Consider the following 21,608-nt stretch of genomic DNA (forward strand, 5'->3'; position numbering starts at 1 on the left):
CTTCTCCTTTAATTAATTCCATACACTTCTTTTATTGAAACAAGTGCATCAATAAAAATTCTTCCTGTTATTTTTTCCTCATTTTTCCTGAATTTATCAAGCATTTCTTCTGCCTTTGTCATTTCATTATTTTTTATATACATTTTATAGTCAACTGCTGCATTATAACAATCCGAAAATGCATAATAATTTTCTTCTTCTTTAGTTATCTTTCTTCCCACACCCTTGTTGTACTCTATCTTGTCAGTCAACATTCCGTATTCATTATCTATAAAGCACTGGAAAAGTGTTTCTTCGCTATAACCTTTCTGCCGTCCGGTAATTCTGAACACATCCTCCATGATATTTGATGTGAGTGGAATAATGACAAGAACTGCTATAACCGTAACGGCAATCATTAATTTTACCTGAAGCGGTCTTTTGCTTTTTTTAATTTTTTTGTTCATCATCAAACATCCTCCTTGAAAGAAGCGTTATAATATCTGTCTGTGATTTTTCTGGCAAACCTGCTATATCATCATCCGTAAAATTACAGTATGCTTTTAAAAACATATATATCTTATCTGTTATGTCATCAATATATGGAACTGACTCTTCAGCCCTGTTTCTGTATCTGCTGGTGTTATTTATTATGTCTTCTGCATTTCTTATTGCCCTTGACGCATTTGACAGTGCAGTCTCTGTATAATACGAATTTTCCTGTCCCGGGTCATACAACGAACAGATGCTTACTCTCAAATCCCTGTAATAATATGCCATATTATAAAAATCTGACCAGCCATACCTCTCACTGCTGTCAAGAGTACGCTCGGCATCTCTGTCTAAAAGATAAAGTCCCGTATAATTTTCATCATCGAGCATCTTATTAAGCTGTAACTGTATTATTTTGTTATTTTTTTTATTTTCTTTTCTGTTAATGGCATGAGCCAGGTCATATCCGCCAAGTGCCTGATTCCAGACTATAGCGGCTGCTATCGCTATTATAGCTATAACCATGGCAGTAATCGGTGCCATATATTTTACAAACCACTTGCTATTGCTTACTACCTGTTTTCTTGTTTTATTAAACTTACTGTCATAATTTTCCATGTCTGAGACATGTTTGGCATTTTCCTCATTAAGCGAACCACAATTTGGACAATATTTCTGGTTTAATTGTATCGGTGCCCCACATTTACTACATTTCATATACCTTAACGCTCCTGATAATTTTTATAATATTTATCTTCGTAATCTTTTCCTGCTTTGTAATCATAATAACCATCAGGGTAAAGTGATATCATAAAGGAGTCTATTTCTTCCTGTTTAATTCCTGCTTTATTTTCCAGAAAATCATATGCCGATTCGACCCATCCGTCTACAATCTTTTTTTCATCGTCACTGCATGCAAGATAATATCTGCCCATATAGTCTGATTTAATATTTTTTGAAAAATAAACCAAATCCAGCGACCTTCTGAAACCAGAATCAAATTCATATTCGCTCAGCATATCATTTTTATTATATATATCATTCACACGCCTGTAGTAACTGCCATACAATGTTATAAACGAATAATGATTCCATTTCCGGATAACACTGCTGTTCCCCTTATAACCATCTACCAATTCACTTACAGTATTGTAATCAGCTTTTGCATAAGCTTCATCCAGCTTAGAAACATTATTGTTATACCACTCAATTGACTGGTGAATCTTTTTTCGCTCTGCCGAAGAATTATTATCAGCCCGGTACCTCATAAATCCCCAAAAAATCCCAATTAAAACAGCTGCCGCAATACATATAATTATGATTGCGGCACTCTTTAATACACTTGAAAAAACATATTTATTAGCCTCATCATCCAGATTATCCATCTGCGAATTCATCTTATAAAGATTATTCATATATTCAGCTTCTGAAGCAGCATACTGCATAGCATTACAATATGGACATGATGTGGCTTTATCATCAATTTCAGCCCCACAATTTCTACATACCATCATATACGGTCTCCTCATATTTCATATTAAAACCTAAAAATAATTGTATCATATATAACCGATATAAAAAAGGGGAACATTTTCATTTGTTAGTATTAATCATTTACTGTTTCTATCTTTGTAACTTTAAAATCAATAAATTCTATTGCATTTCTGATTTTGTCATCTGAAATTTCAGTGCTGTACTCAACAACTGCCATTTTCTTTTTAAGGAAGACATGACATGCAACACCATCATATTTATTTATCGCGTTCTCTATACTGTTCTTACAATTGTTGCAATGCATTCCCTCAATATAAACATGCTTTTCGCCTATCTTTGGCTCAGTAAGCTTCTTATCCTGTGATGGTACACTGTCCGAACCGCCGCCACAGCATCCACCTTCACCCTTGAAATGTTTCTTTGACGAAATCACTGCTGCAGCAACAATAACAATTAAAACTGCTATTATAATAATAGTACCCATATTTTCCTCATTTCTACGGACATGGTATCATATATCCGGTTAGTATATTCTAACCCGAATAATATCACTAAAACTCCTCAAATACAAGCGGCTTTTTCACATATTTTTCTATATCAATCCCATCTGGATTTTTAAGCATGCCTTTTAAGCCGTCAAGCTGACTGCTGTCTGATTCTTTTATAAGCTTTACAAGCCCCTGTGTTATAAGCATTGCTCCATATTTATTAAAATGAGTATTTTCTGATACTGTTTCTTTCTTCTGCATTTCACTGTTAAAATCGTCAGGCCATATACCTTTATTACAACCCTTTTTTATAGAAGTTATCCAATGAATTTTTTCTTTTCCGATTTGTTTATAAAGTCCGCATGAATATGCAAATAAATCAATCACCGGAACTTTTGCCTCTTCTCCTAACTGCTTCATTGCTCTTATATACGCGAAATTATTGCCGCCATGAAGCCCTGCTCCGTCTTTTATATTGCCATTTGCATCATATACTGTTCTTGCAGGAGCTGTCACAAATACAGGAACTGCACCTTTTTCTCTTGCCATATCGACAAATTGTTTTAAAAACCAAAGATACGTTCCCTTTGAACCGTCTGCTGAATATGGATAATATGTATCATGCGGATAGCTTTCAAGAATTTTGTATACACTATCTAAAACAGCCTGCTTATCCTTAACATTTTCATCTTTTCTTAATGCATCAATATATTCAGGCGGTATATAATCCTTGGGCATGGCCTCACCCGGTATAATAGGAAATCGTCCGTCACTGTCAGGCTCTCCGAGTGGTGTCAGCCTGTTAAACATTGTCTTATATTCTTTACTTGCATCATCATTGTGACAGAACTCTATTAACAAATAATCACCTGCACTGATATTTTTTTCAATATTGTCAAATCTGCCCTCGTTAATAAAAAGCCTTGAACTTCTGCCACCTTTTGCATCGTTTACAACTTCAACACCATCTTTTATAAAAAAAGGCAGAAACTGTCCCCAGCCTGCAATAAATTCTTCTTTTTCGTAATTCTGGACTATCGAGTCGCCCGCAAGATATATCTTCATGTTATTTTTACTCCTATAATTAATATACCGGTCGCCTTATATATTTTATATAAGCTTCATCAACTTACAATTCTTAATTCCGACTTTCCAGAAATTTTCAAGCGGTTCATTCTTAATCTGGCATACTATGCTTGAATTCATGGCACCATGGCCTACTATAAGCACATCTTTGCCATCTTCAAGCTGCGGTCTTACAGCCTGCTCCAGAAATTCGCCTGTTCTTGCAAACAATTGCTCAAAACTTTCTCCATTTTCAACCGGAATATAATTTACCGGGTCTTTAAATAATACATTTATAGGACAATCCGGTATTTCAAATGAATTTTCTATTCCTTCATATGTTCCAAAACACATTTCCATAATTCTGTCATCATATATAATCGGAATATTTCTGGCGGAAAGAAATATCTGTGCCGTCTCTTTTGCACGTATCAGAGGAGAGCAGAAACATATATCAAAATGTATATCTTTATATTCTTCTGCCGCCGCAGCTGCCATTTTACGTCCTTCATCATTCAATGGTATATCTGTCCGCCCCTGTATTTTATGTTTTTCATTCCAATCTGTCTTTCCGTGCCTCATAATATAAAGACTTCCGTGTTTTTCATTTGCCAGTGTCATACAAAGCCATTCCTTTATAAAATATGTTAAAACTATTAAGTTCCAAATTTATCTGAGTATTAAAAGTACAAGTATGCCAAGTACAATTCTGTACCAGCCAAATACTTTGAAATCATGCTTCTTGATATATGACATAAGAAACTTAATTACAAATACCGAAACAATAAATGCAACCAGTGTACCGATAACCAGAATAACAAACTCGCTTCCAGTCATTGCAACGCCTGCTGCAATATATTTAATTACTTTAAGAAGACTGGCACCGAACATTACAGGTACAGCAAGGAAAAAAGTAAATTCTGCTGCTGTTGCCCTGGAAACACCGATAAGTAATGCACCAATGATTGTTGCACCTGAACGAGATGTTCCCGGAAATACTGCTGCAAGAACCTGAAATAAACCAATTATCACAGCGGCTTTGTAAGTAATCTGTCCGATATTTCTTATTGAAGGCTTTTTGCCTTTCATTATTGTTTCAACAACTATAAATAAAACACCTACAACTATAAGTGCAATTGCAACCGGTACTGGATGATAAAAAAGTTCATCAATCTTGTCATCAAAAAGCACACCTATTATTGCCGCCGGAATTACTGCAACAATAATTTTGAGCCACATACTAAGTGCACCATCTTTCCATGCCGGTTTCTCATTTTTCACATGAAATGGCCACAGCTTATTCCAGAAAAGAACAACAACCGCCATAATAGCACCAAGCTGAATTACAACTTCAAACATTTTATAAAAATCAGCCGAAACATTAAGGTGAACAAACTGGTCTACAAGAATCATATGGCCTGTACTGCTTATAGGAAGCCACTCTGTTATACCTTCAACAATTCCGAAAAGAACTGCCTTTAAAATTTCAATTAACATAAATCCTCATTTCTTTGACATACAATGTCTCTTTTATTATTTAATTAATTTTAACGTGCCGCAAAATATTCCTGAGAATTAATGCGTAAGCCTTCTGATGCCTGTTCCCATTCTTCATCAGTAAAATCTTTAATATCCGCAATAGTTCTGTGGACATAATTGCCGTCAGAACAGAGCTGGCGTGCTTTTACCGTGTCACATTCCATAATATGGAACATATTTCTTATTCTGGTTTTTATGCTGTCATCATAGATAGGAGCCGCTATTTCAACACGTCTCTCCATATTTCTTGTCATAAAATCAGCTGACGAAATGTAAATATTATCCCTGTCAGGTGTTCCGAATATATATACTCTTGAATGTTCCAGATACCTTCCTACTATACTTATAACTGAAATATTCTCTGTATGTCCTTTAACACCCGGAATAAGACAACATATACCTCTTACTATCATTTCAACTCTTACACCTGCTCTTGAACACTCGATTAATTTATCAATAATCTCTTTATCTGTCAATGAATTAATCTTTGCTCCCACATATGCTTTACCGCCGTTTCTGGCAATTTCAATCTCTTTATCCATATAATTAAGGATTTTGCTCTTCATGCATTTTGGTGCAACTAAAAGATAATTAGTCTCATCAACAAACTCTCCCATGCAGAGCCTTGTAAATACATATGCAGCTTCCATTCCTATCTGCTTATTTGCCGTAATAATTGAAAGGTCCGTATATAATTTTGATGTCTTTTCGTTATAATTGCCTGTTCCAATCTGTGTTACATATTTTATCTGTCCTTCTTCGCGGTATGTTATAAGACAGAGTTTAGAATGTACTTTTGTATAATCCAGTCCATAGATAATTCTGCAGCCTGCATCTTCAAGTCTTCTCGACCATTCAATATTATTTTCTTCATCAAATCTTGCTCTCAATTCAACAAGAACAACAACTTCCTTACCGTTTTCTGCTGCACTTATAAGAGATTCTACAATCTGTGAATTTTTCGCAACACGATAAAGTGTCATCTTTATTGAAACAACTTTTTCGTCTTCTCCGGCTTCCTGTAACATCCTTATAAATGGCTGCATTGACTCATATGGATAACTTATAAATCTGTCTGCCTCTTCAACCTGCGAAATAACCGACTTACCTGATACATACCATGATGGATTTTTCTGAATATGTCTCTCATAAAAAAGATTCTTATTATTTCTCAATGCATCCTGAAGTCCAAACACAAATGACAATTCAAGCGGAGATTCTGAATAATATATCTGCTCATGATTAAGATTAAGCTCTTTACACAGATTATGTATGATTTTCTCATCAAGTACACGCGAATATTCCATTTTTACAGGACAAAGCTTTTTTCTCTGGCGGATAAGCTTCTCCATCATATCACGGTAATCTGTATCTTCATCATCAACAGCTTCATCAACATCAATATCTGCATTCCTTATTATTCTTATTAAAGACTTGCTCTTAATCTGATATTTTTCAAATATTATCGGCATAAAATGAAGAATGAGCTCTTCTACAAGCATATATTTATTTCTTTCAGACGGAATTGAAATAAGTCTTTTTAAAATTCCGTTACTGCATGGAACAAGCCCCACTTTTTCGTTACTTTTTGAACCAAGAAGAGCCACCGCATATATTTCCTTATTCTTAATAAACGGGAACGGCTGTTTTTTTCCGACAACCTGCGGTGATAATATAGGCATAATCTGCTCTTTGAAATAATTTTCAAGATAAACGGCGTCATCATATTCAATGTCACTAAAATTTAAAAGTTCAACGCCATATTCTTTTAATTCATCCATAAGATGACGATACGTATGATCTTTTTTTCTTGTCAGGTCTCTTGCTGCCTTAAAAATATGACTGAGCTGCTCCCCAGCTGTCATATTTGTCTTACTCTCACGTTTTGTCTCTGAAAAAAGCATCTGGTCATGTAATGAACCTACACGCACCATAAAAAATTCGTCCAGATTACTCTGGAAAATAGATGCAAATGATAATCTTTCACAGAGCGGGACATCCTTATCACTCGCTTCATCGAGAACACGCTCATTAAATTTGAGCCATGAAAGTTCACGATTTTCATAGCAAGGTGTCTTCTCCCTGTACTTTGGAATCTCCTCTTTTTTATTTTTCGCTATATTACCACCCATATCTTAATACTCCCTATCTCAATATTTATCATTCCCCAAGACATATTCCCAGCTGTCTTGCCTGTGTTATTAACTCATTGCCGGGGTCAACCATTTTGGTCTTTCCGGCGACATCGCAAAGTGATATTTTTACTATTTTATTATCCTTTACACCTACCATATAACCATATTCATGATTTAAAATAAGTTCTGCTGCCCTGACACCAAGTCTTGTTGCAAGAACACGGTCATATGCAACCGGCTGTCCGCCTCTCTGTACATGACCCGGAACCGTAACTCTTACTTCCTGACCTGTCTTTTCTTCAATAGCGGCACCTATTCTGTATGCTGTACTTGCATAATTTTCCTGTTTTCTTAACAACTTTAACTCTTTCTTGCTCATTGCAGCTTCTTCTTTAGATATTGCTCCTTCTGCGGCTGCAATAATCGTAAATCTCTTACCGCTTGCAGTACGTTTTGCAATTGCCTGTGATATTGCCTCAATTGAATAAGGTATCTCAGGAATAAGAATTATATCTGCACCACCGGCTATACCTGCATGAAGTGTAAGCCAGCCTGTTTTGTGTCCCATAAGTTCAACAATAAAAACTCTGCTGTGTGATGCTGCTGTTGTATGTATACAATCAATCGCATTTGTTGCTATATCGACAGCTGACTGGAATCCAAAGCTTATCTCAGTCTCAGCAAGATCATTATCAATTGTCTTTGGAAGAGTAAGAACATTCAGTCCTTTTTCTCTTAAAAGATTAGCAGTCTTATGTGAACCATTGCCACCAAGAACAACCAGACAGTCAAGATACAATTTTTTATATGTATCAATCATTCTCTCTATTTTATCAGAACCATCCTCAAGCGGAACACCGATATATTTAAAAGGCATTCTTGAACTTCCAAGGATTGTTCCGCCAATGTTTAAAATTCCTGAAAAATCATCATTTTTTAACAACCTGTATTCACCATAAATAAGACCTTTATAACCATCCGTAAATCCATATATCTCAACTTCACTACACTGGTTAAAAAGACTCTTTGCAACGCCTCTCATAGCCGCATTAAGTGCCTGGCAATCCCCTCCGCTGGTAAGCATTCCTACTCTCAACATAATCATTCCGCCTTTCCTGATATTTGCGGTAGTACATTCTTTTAATCGTACTGTAATTATTTTATTAAATGAATGTAAAATCCACTATCATATTTATGTAAAATTCATGTAAAATATTTTTACATTTTATGTCACAAAAAACATTAGTTTTTTCCGTCTATAAATAAAACTCCAAGCGTTCCCGGTCCACAGTGTGATGAAATAACACCACCTGCACGCGTTTCAATAATCTCATCAAACCTGTTAAGACTTTTCAGATACTCTTTCACATTGTCAACGATTTCTTTATCACACCCTGAATGTGTAATAAATACTCTGTCTTTTTTGGCTGCCATTAAATCTGCCTCCATATCTTTTACATAATCCATAACAACTTTGCTGATTTTTCCGCGGTATTTTTTTCCGGGACTCATCTTTCCTTGTGCTACTCCGATTCTCGGATGAAGCTTCAACACACCACCTGCCATTGCTGCAAGTCCGCTACACCTTCCACCCCTGTAGAGATATACAAGAGTATCAACCACAAAGCTTGCTCTTACTTTCGGTTTTATCTGTTCTATATATGATACAATCTCATCTGCATTCTTTCCATGCTGTGCCATAATTGCTGCTTCCACAACCTGATGTCCTATTCCTGTTGAAAGATTTGCTGAATCAATTACTTTTATTTTATCCTCTGCATTAAGCTCCTGTGCTGCAAGTCTCATAACATTTGCCGAAGTTGACATATCTTCTGATATTGCAAATGCAACTATATCATATCCTTTTTCAATACATGGTTTAAAAGTTTCAATAACACTTTCCATTGATGGTGCAGAAGTTTTTGGTGTTGTCTTGTTGGCATCAGACCATGCAAAAATCTCATCCGGCGTAATATTAACTCCGTCTTCATATTCATTATCACCCATTAAGACATGCAGCGGCACAATATCAATATTGTATCTGTCCACAATTTCTTTTGATAAATCACATGTGCTGTCCGATATAATCTTTACCATACCTATTCTCCTCTTTTTGCAAGCTTTATTAATAATTCCGTTATTTTTTCCATTGATTGTATACAACAATACTCATACCTTCCATGATAGTTGTGTCCACCCGTGCATATATTCGGGCAAGGCACTCCCATGTATGAAAGTCTTGCACCATCAGTACCGCCTCTTATTGGATTGATTTTTGGCACAATTCCAAGCTCTTCCATTGCATTCTTTGCATCTTCAATAAGAAACATTGCATCCTCAAGCTTTTCTTTCATATTATAATATTGGTCTTTTATCACATATGATGCTGTACCTTCACCATATTCCATATTGATTGACTCTGCTGCTTTTTTTATAATATCTTTTTTCTTTTCAAATAAATCCCTGTCATGGTCACGCAGAATATATTTTAAAACTGCATGTTCAACGCTCCCCTGCATATCAGTAAGATGATAAAATCCCTCATAGCCGCTTGTATATTCCGGTCTTTCATTTTCAGGAATCTGTGCATCAAATTCTATTGCAAGACGTGATGCGTTGACCATCTTGTCTTTTGCCTCACCCGGATGCACACTCTGTCCAGTAAGTTCAATTACAGCCGATGCAGCATTAAAATTTTCATATTCGAGTTCACCAATTCCGCCTCCGTCTACTGTATAAGCATATTTTGCACCGAAACGCTTAACGTCAAAGTGGTCCATTCCTCCGCCGACTTCCTCATCAGGTGTAAATGCTATATATATGTCAGGGTGCTTAATCTGCGGATTATCAAGAAAATATTCCGCCATTGCCATAATCTCTGCAACGCCTGCTTTATCATCTGCTCCAAGAAGTGTTTTACCATCAGTTGTAACCAAATCTTTTCCAATATAATCTTTTAATTCCGGAAAAACTGCCGGCGAAAGTACATATTTTCTGTCATTTTCTTCACCTAAGAAAATATCTTTGCCATCATAATTTTTTACAATCTTTGGATTAACGCCTTCACCGCTCACCTCAGGAGAAGTATCCATATGAGAAATAAATCCTATACCTGTAGTTTCTGGCACGCATGTACTGTCTGCATTGCCTGTATAATTTGTTTTCTCTGTATTTGCGGGTATTTTTGCATATACATAACAATATTTTTCATCAAAATAAACATCAGATACTCCCATATTTTTGAGTTCTTCTACAAGCATTCCCGCCAGATTGAACTGTTTTTTTGTACTTGGAAATGTCTCTGATAACTCATCAGACTGTGTATCAACTTTTACATATCTTAAAAACTTTTCTGTCACACTTTCCATAACTGCTCTCCTTTTCCAAACAGATTATATTGCATAATCACTTTTATTGTTCCACGGATTAGTATGTATCATTCATTATAACTTCGCCTGTATTAGGATTAACAGTAATTCCATTGACTTCAAGATGTTCATCAATCTGTATTACAAGGCATTGACGGCCTTCAATCATCATTGTTTCCACTAAATCTGTTCTCTCAGGATTAACTTTAATTACAACATCAGGTGTTTTTACTTCAAATTTACGTGTCTCGGCAACATTTGCTGCAAGAAGCTTTCCGTTTTCTCCTGCTGTCTGTTCAAAGTGTTCTTCAAAAGTTTCAAGCTTTTCATCGCTTACACCGCTCTTTTCAAGAAGCTGTCTCGCACTTGTCTTATCAAGCACAGCCGGCTCAGGATTTCCTTTATTTTCTGCTATCATTTCATTGAGATTTTCATGAATATTTTTAACAGTCTCATAATCGCAGTCTTCGCCCAGTGTCTCTGTCACAAGTGTCTGGAATGTCTCTTTCTGGTCTCCGGCAGGAAGCGGAATTTCACAACCTAAAACTGTCTCCAAAAACATCTGCGGAAAATCATTTGCATTTTTTGTATAAAATAAAAGTTTATCCCCATCCTCGCTTCTGTCATTAAACGCAGGAAAAAGAAAGCCAATATCAGGTACATCGACCATATGGAACTGCTCCTGATTATGAAATTCATGGCTTTCTTCAACATATCCAAGTCCAGGCTTTGAAAGTGTTACCGGACAGATGCTGCAAAGTATATAATTATATACTTCATCAGATGCATCTTCCATATCAATTCCGTCACTTGTTTTTCCCGGAATATCATATACCTGATGTATTAAAAGTATAAGATAGTTACCCGGATAATAATAATTCTTTATTACCTTGTCATAAAATTCATCAAGCACAGATTCATCTTTTAATTCACTGTCACGCACCTTATAAAGTGCATCCCTTATTCCCCCATCAGCGTATGAATCCATTGTAAACTGCATATCCAAGAGATTCTTACCCGGTGTTCCTGACAGTGTTTTCTTGAAAATATCAAAATACTTATGCTTTTCTTCTTCGGGAAGATTCAAAAATATTTCGTTAATTTTTGTAACTTTATTTTTTTCTCCGTCAACATAACATCCGCTCATTCTTGCAATTGCACAGTCTTCAAGTGTATACTGTGATTTTATTTCATTTATTTCTTTTCTTGTCATCTTTAATCTCCATATTATTCAGGTTCAAAATGCAGTCACTGCCAAAATGCTTTGTATCATATACATTTTTACAATCACGACATAATATTTATTAAATTATAACTTTTTTAAGGAGATTAAGCAATAATATTAAGCTGCTCTAATTTAATCTTTCTTTTATTTTAAGTGCTGAAGGTGTAACTGCAAGTCCGCCCTCGCCCGTCTCTTTAAGGCATGCCGGAAGTTCATTTCCTATCCGTCTCATACTGTCTATAACTTCGTCAGGAGTAATTGCACTTCTTATTCCTGCCATTGCCATCTGTGCCGAAGAAATGGCGTTTACAGCACCGGCGGAGTTTCTCTTAATACACGGAACTTCAACAAGACCGCAGACAGGATCACATGTCAGACCGAGCATGTTTTTTAATGCAAATGCCATCGCATTTGAAATACACTCTGCATCGCCTCCCTCAAGATATGCAAGTCCTGCCGCTGCCATTGCACTCGCAGAACCGATTTCAGCCTGACATCCACCGGATGCTCCCGCTATGCTCGCATTTTCTGCTATGACTGCTCCAACCCCTGCCGACACAAACATTGCTTTTACAATTTTATCTTCAGGCACATTAAAACATTCCTCATAGGCAAGAAAAACAGCCGGTATTACGCCGCATGAGCCTGCTGTAGGTGCTGCAACTATCCTTTTCATACACGCATTAGATTCACCCATTTTTATCGCTTTTTCCATAGCAAGTCCCATAAACGGACCGCAAAGATTTTTTCCATCTTTATTATATTTTCTCATCTTTTCACCATCGCCGCCAGAAAGACCGCTCGGTGACTTCAGTGTCTTATCATACTCGGCATCAGCTCTCTTCATTGCCCTGTACATATCACGCATTGCCGCAAATGAAGCATCCTCCGCAGCCATCCTCTCAGATGCATCTGCACGTAGTATCACCTGCCAGAATGACATATTATTTTCATTGCATAAATTCACTATATCTTCAATCGAATGATAACTAATCATATTAATCCTCCAGACTAAGGTATGTTACCTTGACTACTCCCTCTGCTTTCTCAAGCCATTTTATGCCTTCCTGTGGTACTTCCTGGTCACACTCGACAACCATAACAGCTTCTCCACCCCTGTTTGAACGGTAAAGCTGCATTGCTGCAATATTGACTGACTTATGTGCAAGCATTGATGTTACTTCGCTTACATGTCCAGGCTGATCTATGTTATGAACAACAAGTGTCGGATAATCTCCCGAAAAGTTTGTATCAATTCCATCAATTTTTGCAATATTGATTCTTGAACCTCCTATAGATTCACCTACTACTTCAAGTTTTCTTCCTGTAACTCCCGTAAGTCGAAGCTGTGCCGTGTTAGGATGTGCTTCTTTTAAATCTGATACGCCAAACGTCACTTGCATGCCACGTTCCTTTGCAATATTCAAACTGTCAGGAATTCTGTTATCATCAGGTTTCATTCCCATAAGTCCTGCCACAAGTGCCATATTTGTTCCATGTCCTTTTCCTGTTGCAAGAAATGAACCATACAGAAGAATCTCTGCCTCTGCAATCTCCTCTCCCATAAGTTTTCTAGCTATATACCCGATTTTTACAGCCCCTGCGGTATGCGAGCTTGATGGACCTACCATTACCGGCCCTATAATATCAAAAATGTTCATATCTTTGCCTCATTTCTTCATAACACTTAATAACAAAAGAAACAAAGGCACCCATACCCACAGATACAAGCACCTTTGCTTCATAAAATAAACTTCCTAGGGCTATTATAATTATTCTGCCCATTAGTGTCAATTATATTCTGTTATTTTTTTACACATGTTTAACATGCAGGATTTCATGTGATTTATGCGATAAAGGCTTTTCAAAATACTCTTCATAGCACTTTATAACTGACGGATTTTCGTGTGAAAATCTGATATTATTATGCTTATCAAGTCCATAGAGAACATTTCTTCTTTCCTCTACCATTGATGCATCATCTTTAAATGGTTGTCCTCCACCATTGATACATCCGCCCGGACATGACATAATTTCTACAAAATCATAATGGACTTCTCCTTTTTTGATTGCATTCATAAGGCGTCTTGTATTTCCAAGTCCGCTTGCCACAGCAACTTTAATATCTGTTCCATCAAGATCAAATTCAGCTTCTTTCCATCCATCAAGTCCTCTTACAGCCTTAAATGCATCCGGTTCAGGATTTTTCTTCGTCACAAGATAATATGCACTTCTTAAAGCTGCTTCCATAACACCACCTGTTGCACCGAAGATAACACCTGCACCTGTGCTTTCGCCAAGCGGATTATCGAATTCATCTTCTTCAAGTTCATCTGTCTTAATGAAAAATGCCTTGAATAATCTCTCAACTTCTCTTGTTGTAAGGACAGCATCAACATCTTTTGCACCATCCCATGTGTACTCATCTTTCTTTGCAAGACAAGGCATGATCGAAACGCAGAAAATCTTTTCAGGGTCTACTCCAAGCTTCTGTGCATAATATGACTTTGTAATTGCACCAAACATCTGCTGAGGTGATTTTGCTGAAGAAAGTCTGTCTGCCATATCAGGATACTGGCTCTTGATAAACTTTACCCAGCCCGGACAACATGATGTAAACATCGGAAGCCCTGACTCCTTTATTTCAGGAAGTCTTTCAAGAAATTCGCTTCCCTCTTCCATAATTGTCATATCTGCCGCAAATGTCGTATCAAATATGTAATCAAAACCTATTTTTCTCAAACCGCCAACAAGTCTCTTTGCTGTTGCAAATTCCTTTGACAGTCCGAAGCTTTCACCCCATGCTGTTCTTACAGCAGGTGCTACCTGAACAACTGTGATAACTTCATCATCTTCAACAGCATCAAGAACCATGCCTACGTCATCACGTTCTCTTAATGCACCTACAGGACAATTTACCACGCACTGTCCACAAAGTGTACATGCTGTCTCCCTGATATTCTGGTTGCCACGCACATTTACAGTTGTTCTTGAACCTGTATTAACTACATCCCATATATGCATTTCCTGAATATTGTCACAAATCTGCACACATCTCATACATTTTATACATTTCTGTGCATTACGGATAAGTGGAAATGTCATATCCCAGTTATCCTTTTCAAGAATAGAATCATATGGCATCTCTGAAATATTTAATTCATTTGCAAGTGACTGAAGTGTACAATTACCACTTCTTACACATGTACCACATTTATAATCATGCTGTGAAAGTATAAGTTTTACATTAGTTTTTCTTGTTGTACGAACCTTACGTGAGTTAGTATATACAACCATTCCTTCTTCTACAAAGTTATTACATGCAGTAACACAGCGTTCTGTTCCTTCAACCTCAACAACACACACTCTGCACGCACCGATTTCATTTATCTCTTTAAGGTAACATAATGTAGGTATTGTCTCACCGATACTCTTTGCCGCATCAAGAATAGTGGTTCCTTCTTTTACTGATACTTTTGTACCATTTATTGTTAAATTTACCATTGTTCTTCTCTTCCTCCTCTAAATGAGCCAAAACCAAAATGGTCGCATCTTAAACATCTTCCTGACTCCTGACATGCTTCCTCACATGAGAAACCATACTCAATAGGCTCAAAGTCTTTCTTACGGTCTGCGGCATCACGCACTGCTACCTCAACCCTGCCACAAGGAATCTTGTCCTCATAACCTGCATATGGAATTTCCACATCACATGTAATTTCGTGATGAAATCCAAGATAATCATCAATATTGGCTGCTGCTACCTTACCGGCTGCAATAGCTCTTATTACTGTCGCCGGACCTGTAACACAGTCACCTCCAGCAAATATACCCTTATGTTCTTTGATTTCGCTTGTTGCAAGTGCTTCAATAGTTCCTCGCTTAACTGTAACACCATGTTCCTCAAAATATCTTGTCTCGATACCCTGTCCGATTGCCACAACAATCAAATCGCAAGGTATAAGAACCTCATCTTTTGCGGCTGTCTTAGGTGATGGTCTTCCACCCTTGATTTTACTTATCATCTGCGGCTGTACCCAGAGACCTACAACCTTGTCATTTTTATCTTTTTCAATTCTCACAGGTGACATAAGTTCGAGAATATCGCATCCTTCTGCCTCTGCTCCTGCAACCTCTTCTTCAAGTGCAGTCATATCTTCTTTACGTCTTCTGTATACAATACTGACTTTTTCTGCACCAAGCCTTACTGATGAACGTGCAACGTCCATTGCAACATTACCTCCGCCGATTACTACAACTTTCTTTCCTGTATAATCAGGTATTTCATCATCACCAATCGCACGAAGCATCTCAACTGCCGATGTCACGCCGATTTTTGCATCTTCACCATCAATACCGATTTTCTTATCGGCATGGGCACCTATTGAAATATAAATTGCATCATATTCTTTATTAATGTCTTCAAGAGTAATATCTGTTCCTACACTTATATTTTTCTTAACCTCTATCCCTGTAGAAAGTATCGCATTAATATCCTCATCAAGTTTTGTTCTTGGAAGTCTGTAGTTCGGAATTCCGTATCTTAACATACCACCAAGCTGTTTTCTCTGTTCAAAAATAGTAACCTTATGGCCCATAAGTGACAGATAATAAGCCGCACTAAGTCCACCTGGACCTCCACCGATAATGGCAACTTTCTTTCCTGTCGGCTCACCACATTCAGGAACATCAACAACGCCTGCATTATCAACTGCCATTTTCTTTAATCCACGAATATTAACAGGTGCATCTATAAGTGTTCTCTTACATCTGTTTTCACATGGATGTTCACATATATATGCACATGTAACAGGAAGCGGATTATCTCTTCTGATAAGACGCACTGCATCTGCATATCTTTTGTCATGCACAAGTGCAATATATCCCGGTATATCAACTCCGGCAGGACATGATTTAACACATGCAACAGGCTGGCTGCTGTTACATGAACAAAATCCTCTTTCGATGTGTGAACGGAAATCGTCCTCGCATCCATCTATACATTTTAAAACAAGCTTAGCTGCTTCATATCCGATTGCACAGTCAGCAGACAGATAAATTCCTTCCGCTGTAAGTCTTATAACATCAAGTGTCTCATCTGTTGCATTTCCATCAAGAACATCATCAAAAAGTCTTGCAAGCTGTCTCAGACCTACCCTGCACGGAACACATTTACCACATGACTGTGCCAGACACATTTTTATAAATGATCTTGTAAGGTCAATAGTACACAATCCCGGAGGACTGGCAACTATCCTTCTCTCCAAATCCTGATACAAAGACTCCATTGTAACCTGAGCCTTGTCTTTTGTTATAATCGTTAATCTGCTCAATTTTTACTCCATTCCCGCGTAACCCTTACGCACATTAATTAACCTTATACACTCTATCATAATTATTTCAATCTGTCACAAAAAATTTATTAATTAAATTTTTAACAAACCTGATATAAAAATAACACTCTTTTCCGGCTACATTCCGGGCATAAAAAATGCCGGTCACTTTTAACTTAACCGGCATTCCCATATTGACTTTTACAGTCTCACATAAACTTATATATAAATTACATTTCTCTTAACATACCGCTCTTTTTAAGAACAGGTCTTAAAATAAGATAAATAACTGATGCAAATATTACAGCTATCACTGCATTAACAGAAGTTGTCAACGCACCGATTTTTGCAAGTGCCTTAGATAAATCCTGTGGAACTCCAAGAATATATGTCTTGTAAAAATATCCAACAATTGGATCTGCAAATATATTAAATACCATTCCTGCCGCACTTGATACGATTGTTGCCATAGTTACATATTTTGCTGAATGTTCTTTTGAAAGTTTAAAGCCTTTGTGTGCAACAAGACCTACAATAAGACCGATACAAAGTTTAAGAACAAATGTCTTAGGTGCACTTGTAACGTATGATGTTGTCAAATCACTGATTGTCATTCCGACTGCTCCAGCAAGCCCTCCCCATGGACCGCCAACAAGAAGAGCTGCAAGCACACAGAAAGTATTACCAAAATGGAACATTGTCTTTTCTGTTCCAACAGGAATATCAATCTTTATAAATGTTGCTCCGACATAACATAATGCTGCACATAAAGCTGCCTGTGCAAGGACCTTTACATAATCCTTTGATTTTTCCATAATGATTCTCCCTTTTCTATTTCTATTTTTTTGAGGAATTATTATCTTCTGAATTCCTTTCCACGAAGATTACTCTATATCTGATATTATTTATAGTGTCAAACTACATTTATTTTATATGGTCAGTTTGGTAATACTTGTAAATTTTATGTAAAAAGTGTATAGTAAAGTTACTTTGCTTTTTAAAATAGACTTTAGAACGTCCGCTACAATTGCATTTTCATAAAAAGGAGAAAAAATATGGATAATAATAAAGATTTCCTCGGCACACAGCCTATAGGCAGACTTTTATTAAAGCTCGCTCTTCCTACTGTTGCCGCCCAGCTTATCAACATGCTTTATAACATAGTTGACCGAATGTATATCGGACATATAAAAGATGTTGGTGCTCTTGCCCTTACCGGAGTCGGTGTGTGTATGCCGCTTATTATGATAATATCGGCATTTGCGGCACTTGTCGGAAATGGTGGTGCCCCTCGTGCATCTATTTACATGGGAAAGAAAGACACAGATACCGCTCAGAAAATTCTCGGTAACTGCTTTTCTCTTCAGATTATACTATCAATAATTCTTACAATTATTCTACTTATAGGAAATAAAACTTTCCTGCTCGCATTTGGTGCAAGTGAAAATACAATTTCCTACGCTGTCAATTATATGAACATTTATGCCCTCGGAACTATATTTGTACAGCTTACACTTGGCATGAATGCATTTATAACGGCACAGGGATTTGCAAAAACCGGCATGTTATCTGTCTTAATTGGTGCCGTTGCAAATATAGTTCTTGACCCTGTATTTATATTTGGAATGAATATGGGTGTCCGTGGTGCCGCACTCGCAACAATTATTTCACAGACTTTGTCATGTATATGGGTTTTAAGCTTTTTATTTGGCAAAAAGACTTTCCTTAAAATAAAGCCGGAAAATCTGAGACTGCATGCAAAGATTATTCTTCCTTGCGTTGCTCTTGGTTCTTCACTTTTTATCATGCAGGCAAGCGAAAGTATTATATCAGTATGTTTTAATTCATCACTCTTAAAATACGGCGGAGATATTGCCGTTGGTGCCATGACAATCCTTACAAGTGTAATGCAGTTCGCAATGCTTCCGCTTCAGGGACTTGGTCAGGGAGCTCAGCCTATTATGAGTTATAATTACGGTGCCAAAAATAATGACCGTGTACGTAAAACTTTCCGGCTGCTCTTAAAGGTAAGTTTTGGCTATTCTATAGTTTTATGGGCAATCGTTATGCTGTTACCACAGATGTTTGCGATGATGTTCACATCTGATAACGATCTTTTAAGTTTTACATCACAGGCTTTAAGAATATACATGGCTTCAATGTTTATGTTCGGAATTCAGATTGCATGCCAGATGGCATTTAATGCTCTTGGCAAAGCAAAAGATTCAATTATTGTTGCTGTTATGCGAAAATTTATACTGCTTATTCCGCTTATATATATTATGCCTGCAATTTTTAAGGCAAATCAGACCAATGCAGTATACATGGCTGAACCTGTTGCGGATTTTATAGCTGTCTGCTTCACAGCAATCCTGTTTGCATTTGAATTCAAAAAAGCTATGAAAGAAAATAAATAAGCATGTTGCATAGGCAGGCATTTTATCCTATAAGTCAACATCAATCTGGGATATATCAGAAAATCCTGCCCACCAATCATCACCGGTGAGCAGGATTTTTTTAATTTTTAAAAAGATTTTCAAGCGACTCGCCTGCTGACTTTATTCCGTCTTCAAGTGTATGAGCCATGTTTTTTGCTTTTTTATCAAGTTCTTTTTCCTTTGCAAATGCTGCCGCTTTATCTGCTGCATTATTGGCAGCATCCACAGCTTTACCAACGCCTTTAAGGACTTTTTCCTTATTAATCATTGTCATGAATGTCACACTCCTTCTTACTCTATTGTGCAAACTGGCTTTCATAAAGTTTCTTATAAAATCCATTCTTAGCAAGTAATTCTTCATGATTACCCTGTTCAATAATATGACCGTCTTTCATTACCAGAATCACGTCTGCTGACTGGATTGTAGAAAGTCTGTGTGCAACAATAAAACTTGTTCTTCCTTCCATAAGCTTATTAAATGCATTCTGTATCTTGATTTCAGTTCTCGTATCAATAGACGATGTCGCCTCATCAAGAATAAGCATAGGTGGATGACAAAGCATAACTCTTGTTATACACAAAAGCTGTTTCTGTCCCTGTGAAAGGCTGCCGCCATCTTCACCTATTACTGTATCATAACCATTTGGAAGTCGTTTTATGAATCCGTGTGAATGAGCTGCCTTTGCTGCTTCGATTATTTCTTCATCTGTTGCATCAGGCCTACCCATTATAATATTTTCACGGATTGTACCACTTTTAAGCCACGTATCCTGCAGAACCATTCCATAGCCCGCCCTGAGTGAACGTCTTGTAAGCTCCCTTATATCAACACCCGACACATCTATTGAGCCGCTGTTTACATCATAAAATCTCATAAGGAGGTTGATAATTGTTGTTTTACCACATCCTGTAGGTCCTACAATGGCAATTTTCTGACCTTTTTTTACATGAAGATTAAAATCTTCAATAAGCTTTTTATCAGGAACATATGAAAATTCTACATCATTTAAATCAACTCGTCCGTCAACATTTTCAAGATTAACCGCATTACTGATCTCTGCAGCTTCCGGCTCTTCCTCTATAAGTTCAAATACTCTCGAAGCACATGCTATAGCATTCTGAAGTTCCGTTATAACACCTGAAATTTCATTGAAAGGTTTTGTATACTGGTTCGCATAACTTAAAAAACATGAAAGCTGTCCTACAGTAAGTCTTCCATATATAGCTGATATAGCACCTGTAACTGCAACTCCGGCATATACAAGGCTGTTTACAAATCTTGTTGAAGGATTTGTTATTGATGAGAAAAATATCGCGTTAAGCGAATATTTCTGAAGTCTGTCATTGATTTCATCAAACTGTCTTACTGCCTCTTCTTCATGACAATAAGCACTTACAACTTTCTGACCTCCAATCATTTCATCAATGAGAGCTGTCTGCTCTCCACGAGTCTCTGACTGAAGCTTGAACATTTTATATGTTCTCTTTGCAATAAAACTGGCAACAAAAAATGAAACCGGTGTAATAAGAACTACAACAAGTGTAATTTTAACATTTATTGATAACATAAATCCGAGTGTTCCAAGTATTGTCATAACACCTGAGAAAAACTGTGTAAATCCCATTAATAAGCCGTCAGCGAACTGGTCTACATCGGCAATAACACGGCTGACAATCTCACCGTATGAATGTCCATCTATATATTTTAATGGCAGATGTTCTATCTTTTCTATAGCTTCATCTCTTATATCTCTTGTTACATGATATGTAATCTTATTATTACATATATTCATAATCCACTGTGAAAGTGCTGTTATTCCTATAACAACGCCAATTTCAGCAAGAATTTGTGCAATCAGCCTGAAATTAACATTAGATGGTCCAATAATATAATCAATTGCATTACCGACAAGTATAGGCACATACAGTGACGATGCTACTGTTATTGTCGCCATAATAATTGATAGTATCAAAAATACCCAGTATTTTTTTATCCTTATTATTACTTTTTTAACTGTCTGGCTGGAGGTTTTTTGTGAATCTTTTTTCATT

Annotated in this window: 20 protein-coding genes; 1 reads left to right on the forward strand and 19 read right to left on the reverse strand. The window is 36.9% G+C overall.

Annotation, left to right across the window (positions count from 1 at the left end):
• Positions 1-8: 8 nt before the first annotated feature.
• The 17 genes from H8S01_RS12695 to H8S01_RS12775 form a co-directional block, all read right to left on the reverse strand.
• Complete coding sequence (locus H8S01_RS12695; protein WP_186837420.1) at positions 9-449, reverse strand: hypothetical protein; 441 nt, start codon at positions 447-449, stop codon at positions 9-11.
• Entirely contained in the window at positions 430-1,188 is a 759-nt protein-coding gene (locus H8S01_RS12700) for a zinc ribbon domain-containing protein (protein WP_186837421.1), read from the reverse strand. Before H8S01_RS12700 ends, H8S01_RS12695 begins: the two co-directional genes overlap by 20 nt.
• A 5-nt stretch (positions 1,189-1,193) precedes the next feature.
• Entirely contained in the window at positions 1,194-1,985 is a 792-nt protein-coding gene (locus H8S01_RS12705; RefSeq protein WP_243204389.1) for a zinc ribbon domain-containing protein, read from the reverse strand.
• 92 nt (positions 1,986-2,077) lie between these two features.
• Positions 2,078-2,449 (reverse strand): heavy-metal-associated domain-containing protein, encoded by a 372-nt coding sequence (locus tag H8S01_RS12710; protein ID WP_186837422.1) that lies wholly within the window; start codon positions 2,447-2,449, stop codon positions 2,078-2,080.
• Between the two features lie 67 nt (positions 2,450-2,516).
• Positions 2,517-3,518 (reverse strand): hypothetical protein, encoded by a 1,002-nt coding sequence (locus H8S01_RS12715; protein WP_186837423.1) that lies wholly within the window; start codon positions 3,516-3,518, stop codon positions 2,517-2,519.
• A gap of 45 nt (positions 3,519-3,563) precedes the next feature.
• Positions 3,564-4,139 (reverse strand): histidine phosphatase family protein, encoded by a 576-nt coding sequence (locus tag H8S01_RS12720; protein WP_330605619.1) that lies wholly within the window; start codon positions 4,137-4,139, stop codon positions 3,564-3,566.
• Positions 4,140-4,187: 48 nt separating this feature from the next.
• On the reverse strand, positions 4,188-5,015 hold the full coding sequence (locus tag H8S01_RS12725) for an undecaprenyl-diphosphate phosphatase (RefSeq protein ID WP_186837424.1): 828 nt from the start codon (positions 5,013-5,015) through the stop codon (positions 4,188-4,190).
• A gap of 50 nt (positions 5,016-5,065) precedes the next feature.
• Entirely contained in the window at positions 5,066-7,189 is a 2,124-nt protein-coding gene (ppk1, locus tag H8S01_RS12730; RefSeq protein ID WP_186837425.1) for a polyphosphate kinase 1, read from the reverse strand.
• Between the two features lie 28 nt (positions 7,190-7,217).
• Positions 7,218-8,291, reverse strand: coding sequence for a 6-phosphofructokinase (locus tag H8S01_RS12735; RefSeq protein ID WP_186837426.1), 1,074 nt, complete (start codon positions 8,289-8,291; stop codon positions 7,218-7,220).
• Positions 8,292-8,434: 143 nt separating this feature from the next.
• Positions 8,435-9,289, reverse strand: coding sequence for a DegV family protein (locus H8S01_RS12740; RefSeq protein ID WP_186837427.1), 855 nt, complete (start codon positions 9,287-9,289; stop codon positions 8,435-8,437).
• Between the two features lie 2 nt (positions 9,290-9,291).
• Positions 9,292-10,560: a peptidase T gene (pepT, locus tag H8S01_RS12745; protein ID WP_021866268.1), complete on the reverse strand. Its 1,269-nt coding sequence runs from the start codon at positions 10,558-10,560 to the stop codon at positions 9,292-9,294.
• 58 nt (positions 10,561-10,618) lie between these two features.
• Complete coding sequence (locus tag H8S01_RS12750) at positions 10,619-11,773, reverse strand: DUF4317 domain-containing protein (RefSeq protein WP_186837428.1); 1,155 nt, start codon at positions 11,771-11,773, stop codon at positions 10,619-10,621.
• Between the two features lie 139 nt (positions 11,774-11,912).
• Complete coding sequence (sdaAA, locus tag H8S01_RS12755) at positions 11,913-12,782, reverse strand: L-serine ammonia-lyase, iron-sulfur-dependent, subunit alpha (RefSeq protein ID WP_186837429.1); 870 nt, start codon at positions 12,780-12,782, stop codon at positions 11,913-11,915.
• Between the two features lies 1 nt (position 12,783).
• Positions 12,784-13,446 (reverse strand): L-serine ammonia-lyase, iron-sulfur-dependent subunit beta, encoded by a 663-nt coding sequence (gene sdaAB / locus H8S01_RS12760; protein WP_021866271.1) that lies wholly within the window; start codon positions 13,444-13,446, stop codon positions 12,784-12,786.
• 151 nt (positions 13,447-13,597) lie between these two features.
• Complete coding sequence (locus tag H8S01_RS12765; protein ID WP_021866272.1) at positions 13,598-15,289, reverse strand: NADH-dependent [FeFe] hydrogenase, group A6; 1,692 nt, start codon at positions 15,287-15,289, stop codon at positions 13,598-13,600.
• Entirely contained in the window at positions 15,283-17,118 is a 1,836-nt protein-coding gene (locus H8S01_RS12770; protein WP_279287884.1) for an NAD(P)-binding protein, read from the reverse strand. Before H8S01_RS12770 ends, H8S01_RS12765 begins: the two co-directional genes overlap by 7 nt.
• Positions 17,119-17,348: 230 nt before the next feature.
• Positions 17,349-17,933: an ECF transporter S component gene (locus H8S01_RS12775; RefSeq protein WP_021866274.1), complete on the reverse strand. Its 585-nt coding sequence runs from the start codon at positions 17,931-17,933 to the stop codon at positions 17,349-17,351.
• Positions 17,934-18,173: 240 nt separating this feature from the next.
• Between H8S01_RS12775 and H8S01_RS12780 the strand changes: the two genes are divergently transcribed.
• Entirely contained in the window at positions 18,174-19,535 is a 1,362-nt protein-coding gene (locus H8S01_RS12780; RefSeq protein WP_021866275.1) for an MATE family efflux transporter, read from the forward strand.
• A 100-nt stretch (positions 19,536-19,635) separates the two neighbouring features.
• Here H8S01_RS12780 and H8S01_RS12785 read toward each other — a convergent pair whose 3' ends face one another.
• Both H8S01_RS12785 and H8S01_RS12790 read right to left on the reverse strand, forming a co-directional pair.
• Positions 19,636-19,830, reverse strand: a complete 195-nt coding sequence (locus H8S01_RS12785; protein WP_021866276.1) for a hypothetical protein — start codon at positions 19,828-19,830, stop codon at positions 19,636-19,638.
• A gap of 22 nt (positions 19,831-19,852) precedes the next feature.
• Complete coding sequence (locus H8S01_RS12790; RefSeq protein WP_186837430.1) at positions 19,853-21,607, reverse strand: ABC transporter ATP-binding protein; 1,755 nt, start codon at positions 21,605-21,607, stop codon at positions 19,853-19,855.
• Position 21,608: the final 1 nt, after the last annotated feature.

The organism is Lachnospira hominis (ex Liu et al. 2021) (genome assembly GCF_014287955.1).
In the GTDB taxonomy this organism is placed as follows: Bacteria; Bacillota; Clostridia; order Lachnospirales; family Lachnospiraceae; genus Lachnospira; species Lachnospira hominis.